General features: G+C 74.7%; 2 protein-coding genes and 1 pseudogene. 2 read left to right on the top strand and 1 reads right to left on the bottom strand.

Going from position 1 to position 2,821, the window contains the following annotated elements:
• A pseudogene (locus tag VN520_RS08050) lies at positions 1 to 368 on the top strand (succinate--CoA ligase subunit alpha); the annotation flags it as partial.
• A 118-nt stretch (positions 369 to 486) separates the two neighbouring features.
• Here VN520_RS08050 and VN520_RS08045 read toward each other — a convergent pair.
• Complete coding sequence (locus VN520_RS08045; RefSeq protein ID WP_325746158.1) at positions 487 to 1,770, bottom strand: sigma factor-like helix-turn-helix DNA-binding protein; 1,284 nt, start codon at positions 1,768 to 1,770, stop codon at positions 487 to 489.
• Positions 1,771 to 1,919: 149 nt separating this feature from the next.
• On the opposite strand from VN520_RS08045, the gene VN520_RS08040 reads away from it, so the two are divergent.
• A partial coding sequence (locus VN520_RS08040) for a DUF6350 family protein (protein ID WP_325746159.1) occupies positions 1,920 to 2,821 on the top strand: 902 nt, incomplete at its 3' end.

Here is a 2,821-nt window from a genome sequence, read left to right as displayed (position 1 = left end):
ACATCGGGTTCTCCACCGCCATCGGCATCGGCGGCGACCCGATCATCGGGACCACCCACATCGACGCGCTCGCGGCGTTCGAGGCGGACCCCGAGACCGACCTCATCGTGATGATCGGTGAGATCGGTGGCGACGCCGAGGAGCGTGCCGCCGACTACATCGCGAAGAACGTCACGAAGCCGGTCGTCGGCTATGTCGCAGGCTTCACCGCTCCGGAGGGCAAGACCATGGGCCACGCCGGCGCCATCGTCTCCGGCTCCTCCGGTACCGCCGCGGCCAAGAAGGAGGCCCTCGAGGCCGCAGGCGTGAAGGTCGGCAAGACGCCGACCGAGACCGCCAAGCTGGCGCGCGAGATCCTCGGCGGCTGACCTCCGCACATCACCGCCCCACCGTGAAACGGCGCGGGCGCGCACCCCCTCCACGAGGGGGTGCGCGCCCGCGCCGTTTCCGTTGCGGGGGCGCGGACAGGGCGCAGTCAGGGCGCGGTCAGGGAATCCGCGGAACCAGGCGCTCCGGGCCGTGCGTCAACTCGTTCCGCAGTGACTTCTGCAGTTTCAGGTCCTGTGGTGTCAGCTTCTGCGGCCCGGCCGGCGGAGGGACGTCGCCGACAGGCCGGGCAGGCGCCAACGGCTGCTCGTACTGGGTGGGGGCGGTGTACAGCGTGAAGGCGGTCGCGCTGATGAGCAGCGCCCCGAAGCAGAGCGCCGACCGCGTCCAGAGTCCCGCGACGCGCTCGCTGCCCGCGCGGACGGCGGGGGCCGGCGACGGCGCGGGCACCTCCGCCGCGAGGGCGAGTGCGCGCAGCCGCTCGCGGAGCGGTGGCGCGGACCGGTCGCCGGCGCCCTGGGGGGCCGTCGGCTCGGGCAGCCGCTCCGCGACGGCAGTCCGCGCGTTCACCAGCCTGCTTGCCGCGGCAGGCGTACTCGCTTCCGTCTCCGCGGCCGTCTCCGGCAGCCCCAGACCCACACCGTCGTGGAGCAGCAGCGTACGACGGTACGAGGGCGGCAGGCCGAGCAGCGCGTCGAGCAGGGCGCCCCGGGCCGGATCCTCGGGCAGCGGGTCGGCGCGGCGGTGGACACGGCGCAGCCGGCGCCAGGGAGACATCGCGTACTCGTACGACACCGCCCGCGCCCAGCCCGCCGGGTCGCGGTCCTGGGCCACCTCGGGCCAGCGCTGCCAGGCGGTCCGGAAGGCGTGCTCGACCGCCTCCTGGGAGAGCTTCCGCCGGCCGGTCAGCAGATACACCTGGCGGGTGAGGCCGGGCGCGGCGCAGTGGTACAGGGCGTCGAACGCCTCCTCGGCCGTGAGCCCCTCCTTGGACTGCGGGGCGCGACCGAGATCCTCGGGCGCAGTGGCCCTGGGTGCAGTCGTCTCCGGTGCGGAGCCGGCCGGTGCGGAGCCGGCCGGAGCGGGAGCGTCCGGAACGGGGGCGCCCGGCGTGGACGTGCCAGGGCTCAGGGCATCCGGCCCCGGTGTGCCAGGGGCGAGGGCGGCCCGGGCGGGCGTTTCCGGTGCGGGGGTGGTGGCTTCGACGGGGGGAGACGGGAGGGGGCGGCCCTCGGCGCAGCCGATCAGCCTGGCGTAGGCCGCGCGCCGACGGCCCCGCGGGCTGGTGCGCCCTGTTTCCCAGGAGCGGACGGTGGCGGCCGTGACGCCCACGGCCTTCGCGGCCTCTTCCACACTCAGTGCCCTGGCCTCACGCAGCCTGCGGCGCTCCTTGGGGGAGGGCAACGGGACGGCGGGCGCCGGACCGGTGGTGTGCCGTGTCATGCCAGGCCTCCGTCCCCGAGAACACTGCACTGGGTGAAAAAGTACATAAACGTATATTGAGCGACACAACGGCCATTAGCCCGTTACCGGAAATAAGCGCGTGTCGTTGGCAGCATGGCCGCGTGACCCAAGTGACCGAGCGCAGCCCGATGTTGCCGGCAGGGCGGAGCAGCTCCGCCGCACTGGCCTCCGCCTTCGTGCGGGGGACGCTCGCGGCGGGGCTCGGGCTCGGCTCGCTCACCGTCCTGGTCATGGGGCTGTGGATCGGCTCTCCGTATCCCGACAGCGGGCCGGGCGGAGCCCTTCGCGTGGCGACCGGCCTCTGGCTGCTCGCTCATGGGGCCGAACTCGTCAGAGCCGGTGCCGCGGGAGGGCACCCCGCCCCGGTGGCGGTCGTCCCGCTGCTGCTGGTCGTGCTGCCGGTGTGGCTGGTGCACCGGGCCGCCCGGGACTCGGCCGAGACCGATGGGAAGAGTTCGGGCGGACACGCGGTGGCCGGGGTGTTCTGTGCGGTGAGCGCCGGTTATCTGCTGGTGGTGCTGGCCGCGGCGGCGTATGCGGGGGGCGGAGGGCTGCCCCCCGACCGGGCCTCGATCGCCTTTCCCGTCACCCTCGTGGTGACCGCTGCTGCCGCCGCGGGTGTGTGGACGGCGCGGGGGCGGCCGCTGGCCCCCCTGCTGGTCCACGCGCCGCTGCGGTTGCAGGAGGCGGCCGCTCGCTCCGGATTCCGGTCCGGGGCCGCGGTGGCCCTGCGGTCGGCCGCCGCCGGTGTGCTCATGCTGCTCGGCGGCGGGGCGCTGCTGGTCGCGGTGGCGCTGGTGTGGCACGCGGGGGCGGCGCGGGAGTCGTTCCTGGAGCTGTCGCACGACTGGGCCGGCCGGATCTCGGTCCTCCTGCTGGCGACGGCGCTCGTGCCGAACGCGGCGACGTGGGGTGCGGCCTACGGCCTCGGGCCGGGATTCGCCCTCGGTACGGCGTCCACGGCCACGCCGCTCGCGTTCACCGGACCTCCCGCGCTGCCGGACTTCCCGTTGCTCGCCGCGGTGCCCTC

It is taken from the genome of Streptomyces sp. (assembly GCF_035563135.1).
Lineage (GTDB): Bacteria > Actinomycetota > Actinomycetes > Streptomycetales > Streptomycetaceae > Streptomyces.
The sequence above is the reverse complement of the archived record's forward strand: the minus strand, read 5'-3'. Positions and strand labels throughout refer to the sequence as shown.

Bases quoted from the DNA above. Each gene is read 5' to 3' on its own strand.
- VN520_RS08045 (WP_325746158.1), bottom strand. From the start codon at position 1,770: ATGACACGGCACACCACCGGTCCGGCGCCCGCCGTCCCGTTGCCCTCC.